Source organism: Frankia sp. CcWB2 (assembly GCF_977927585.1).
In genome coordinates, this window is record NZ_CDWRCM010000022.1 from 6,774 (window position 1) to 10,736 (window position 3,963).

Consider the following 3,963-nt stretch of genomic DNA (forward strand, 5'->3'; position numbering starts at 1 on the left):
GGAGAGCACGAATGAGGGCACGAATGATGGCACGAATGCGCCGACCCTCCCAATCCTTCCGGTAAAGTCGGACGGGACCCGGACCCGGAGCGTGAAAAGCGGAGCGTGAAAAGCGGCCAGAACCGTTGAGGCATGCCGCCGAACCTGGCGGACCGTCACGGCCGGGACCGTCACGGATTCCCCGCGCCGAGGGCACCATTGCCGGCGCACAGGCCATTACAAGAGGTTTCGGGCGTCCGGCCGACGGCTTCCTCCGATGCCACCCGGCTCCGCCTCGAGCCGTTACCCGAACAAGCCAGCCGCAGGGGCGGCGGAGGCTTTCCCTCGCATCCACCAACGATTCGATAGACATCAGCAGCACTCCATCGCCTCACCGGTCAGTCATGACGGCCCTGAAGCCGCGCCCCCGGTCGGTTTCCGGAGTGCCCTGGGAAGGAGAATCCATGGCGGATCCCGTGGTGACCGACGTCGGGACGTCGGCACGCAAGATCAACCGCGAAGACCCGAACGGCGGATGCCCGGTCGTGCAGGGCGCCGACGGCGTATGGCGGATCAGCGGGTACGCCGCCGGACAGGCGGTGCTGCGCAGCCTGGAAACCAAGCAGGCCGGCCTCGGTATCGACGCCTCTAAGGCGATCCCCAAGCGGATCCGCCGGCCGGTGCTGCACAGCGACGGCCCCGAGCACCGGGAACGCCGCCGGCTGACCGCACGATTCTTCACTCTACGCAGGGTCGACGAGCACTACCGCGAGCTGATGCACCGCGTCGCCGACGAGCAGATCGACCGGTTGCGCCGCGAGCGGAGCGTCGACCTGTCCGAGCTCAGCTTCGCCCTCGCCGTCGAGGTCGCCGCGGCGGTGATCAGCCTCACCAACAGCCGCCCCGGCATGGCCGCCCGCCTGGAACGGTTCGCCCAAGGAGACCTCGGACCGCCGAATGTCACCAGCATCCGCGGCATCAGGCAGTTCATCCGGCAGAACCGCCACGCCCTCGCCTTCTACCTCGCTGACGTGCGCCCCGCGGTACGCGCCCGCCGTCGGCGACGCACCGACGACCTCATCTCACACATGATCGATCAAGGCTGCACCAACGCCGAGATCTTCGCCGAGTGCGTCACCTTCGCACCCGCAGGAATGATCACCACTCGGGAGTTCATCAACGTCGCCGCCTGGCACCTGTTCACCGACGACACACTGCGCGCCCGCTACCGCGACGCCGACCAGACCGAACGGATCGCGATCCTGCACGAGCTCCTGCGATTGGAACCGGTCATCTCCACTCTCAAACGGCGGACGACAGCCGACATCCACCTACCGGGCCCACGCGGCCCGCTGACGATCCCAGCCGGCGCCCAGATCGACATCGCGGTGAGCAGCACCAACGTCGACACGCAGGCCATCGGCGCCGACCCGTACACGGTCCGCCCCGCCCGCCCGATCGGCGACGGCGTGAGTCCGGCGGGGCTGAGCTTCGGCGAGGGGCCCCACAAATGCCCCGGCGCACACGTCGCCATCCACGAAACCGACATCTTCCTGCACAAGCTGTTCATGCTCGACGGCCTACGCATGGCCAGCCCACCTCAGGTCACCCTCCGGGACGAGATCGCGGCCTACGAGCTGCGCGGTCTCGTCGTCGCGCTCGACTGAATCATCGCGTTCGGTTGAATCGTCGCGCTCGATTGACCTGGCCCCACGCGCCCGGCGCCGGGCACCAGGTACTGGCACCAGGTACCGGATCCGCGTCGTCGCCGACGATGAACCTGAGGCGTCACGGCACTCCCGGATCCATCACTCCCGGATCCATCAGCTCGGCCTGGCCGTTACGGATCTCCGCTCGGGCGTGCGCGACGAGCTCCTGAACGTCCCGTTCCACCTCGTCGGGGCCAAGCCCGAGCGCCGGCCCGATGTGGAGCGACCACACCTCGGACCGCAGGTTGGTCTCGAAGTCGAGTTCGGCACGGAGGTGGCACGGAGGTTCTGCCGGGCGGCCTCGCGGTTCTGGCGGAGGCGGGCGGCCACCCGCCTCGACGTGATGGGGTCGGCCATGGGTGTCGGCGGAGGAACTCACGCCTTCATGCTGATATGCACCCGGAGGCATTCCCGCGCCGGCCCGCTCCTGGTGACGCCCCATCGTCTCCAGCCGCCTGGCGATCGGAATCCAGGAATTCCTCGCCCGCATCCGCGCGGTCAGCCGGCGGGCCGCGGGACACTGGGCCGATGCCGCGTCCCTTCCAACAGATCGATGTCTTCTCAAGATCCCCATATCAGGGCAATCCGGTAGCCGTCGTGCTCGACGGATCGGGACTCGACCCGGAGGAGATGCAACGGTTCGCCCGGTGGATGAACCTCTCGGAGACCACCTTCATCCTGCCGCCCACCTCACCGGACGCCGACTACCGGGTCCGGATCTTCACGCCCGGTGCCGAGCTGGCCTTCGCGGGGCATCCCACGCTGGGTACCTGCCACGCCTGGCTGACCACCCGGCCTCCGGCCGAACGGGGCGATGTGGTCGTTCAGGAGTGCGGTGCCGGGCTTATTCCCGTTCGGCGGACCGCGGACGGACTCGCGTTCGCCGCACCCCCGCTGCGACGCTCGAGGCCGGTCGAGGAGGCACTCATCCAGCGCATCAGCACGGTGCTGGGCATCGCCCGCGACGACATCGTGGCCGCCGAGTGGGCGGACAACGGGCCGGGATGGATTGCTGTTCTGCTCGACAGCGCCGAGGCGGTCCTCGCGTTGCAACCGGGCATCGTCGACCTGCATCTCGGCGTGCTCGGCCCGTATCCGCCAGAGTCGACCGAGACGTTCGAAGTTCGGGCCTTCTTCCCCGTGAACGGCACGATGAGGGAGGATCCGGTAACCGGAAGCCTCAACGCGTCCGTCGCCCAATGGCTGCTCCGGACCGGACGAGCGAGCGCGCCTTACACGGTGAGCCAGGGAACACTGCTCCACCGGACCGGACGGGTGCACATCTCCGCTGATGCGGACGGCACGGTCTGGATCGGCGGCGAAACGATCACCTGCGTGTCCGGCTTCGTCGAGCTGTAGGTTCCCCCCGGCGGGAAGAACCGCCGCCGCGCGGGACGCCGAACGACGGCGCCTGCCCGGCTCCGCCGGACCGCCCGCGCGATCCAGATCCTCCCGCCCCCGAGGCCCCGAGGCCTCCCACGTCCGGGCAAGAGACGGCCGGACACGGGAAAGGCGCCCGGATACGCGTCAGTTCTCGATCCAACCGTACTTCTCGGCCACGCCCATCAGCTCGCTTCTGACCCGAACTATCTGCGTCCCCGTCAGGGTCGGGTCGATCCGGAGCAACAGTTCGGTGATTTCCTGGGTGAACTCCCCGACCGGCAGGACGTCACAGAGAGCGTCGGAATCGTCCGCGTGGACGGTTCCCCTCGTCGGCGCCGGAGCGGCCAGGCCCGAAGCCGCAGGTGTGGACCTGAGGATGCGGGCCGAACTGGCCTTCAGCCCACGCTCGCCCTCCTCGATCTCGAACTCCATGACGGCCCCGGGGACGACGAGATTCTTCTCAACAAGAAGATCGTTGGCATGTAGGAAAATATCGTCTCCTCCGTCACTGGGAGCTATGAAACCGTAACCCCGAACATGGTCGAAGCGAAGAACCTTACCTGTACTCACGACTCACCTCAACAACACCCGAAAGACCATACGATTATCCACCGCCACTTCGCCCACCCAACCGCCACGTGGCGGGCCGGACGGCTCGAGAGTGAAGCATACCCCCACAGCCCCAACCGACCGCAAGCCCGACGCATCCACCCTCACCCTCGACGGAAACAACCGCGCCAATGCCCACCCACGCTACCTCGGTTGAGACCAACGTTCAACGCGGAACGATGGGTCATCCTTTCGCGATTACGACCACACCCCCAAGACGGATCCGCGATCACAGGAACGAACATGTGTTCGACACTGCCGGGCGAGGGGGCTACGCTTACAA

General features: G+C 67.4%; 3 protein-coding genes and 1 pseudogene. 2 read left to right on the forward strand and 2 right to left on the reverse strand.

The window, feature by feature from the left end; all coding sequences use genetic code 11:
• Positions 1 to 443: 443 nt before the first annotated feature.
• Positions 444 to 1,646, forward strand: a complete 1,203-nt coding sequence (locus ACY45C_RS04260; protein ID WP_462186343.1) for a cytochrome P450 — start codon at positions 444 to 446, stop codon at positions 1,644 to 1,646.
• 121 nt (positions 1,647 to 1,767) lie between these two features.
• Here ACY45C_RS04260 and ACY45C_RS04265 read toward each other — a convergent pair.
• Positions 1,768 to 1,965, reverse strand: a pseudogene (locus ACY45C_RS04265) (DUF1003 domain-containing protein); the annotation flags it as partial.
• A 251-nt stretch (positions 1,966 to 2,216) separates the two neighbouring features.
• Here ACY45C_RS04265 and ACY45C_RS04270 point away from each other — a divergent pair.
• Positions 2,217 to 3,047: a PhzF family phenazine biosynthesis protein gene (locus tag ACY45C_RS04270; RefSeq protein WP_462186344.1), complete on the forward strand. Its 831-nt coding sequence runs from the start codon at positions 2,217 to 2,219 to the stop codon at positions 3,045 to 3,047.
• 168 nt (positions 3,048 to 3,215) lie between these two features.
• Here the strand turns inward: ACY45C_RS04270 and ACY45C_RS04275 are convergent, their stop codons facing one another.
• A complete protein-coding gene (locus ACY45C_RS04275; protein ID WP_462186345.1) occupies positions 3,216 to 3,641 on the reverse strand; it encodes a cold-shock protein in 426 nt (141 codons plus the stop codon).
• Positions 3,642 to 3,963: the final 322 nt, after the last annotated feature.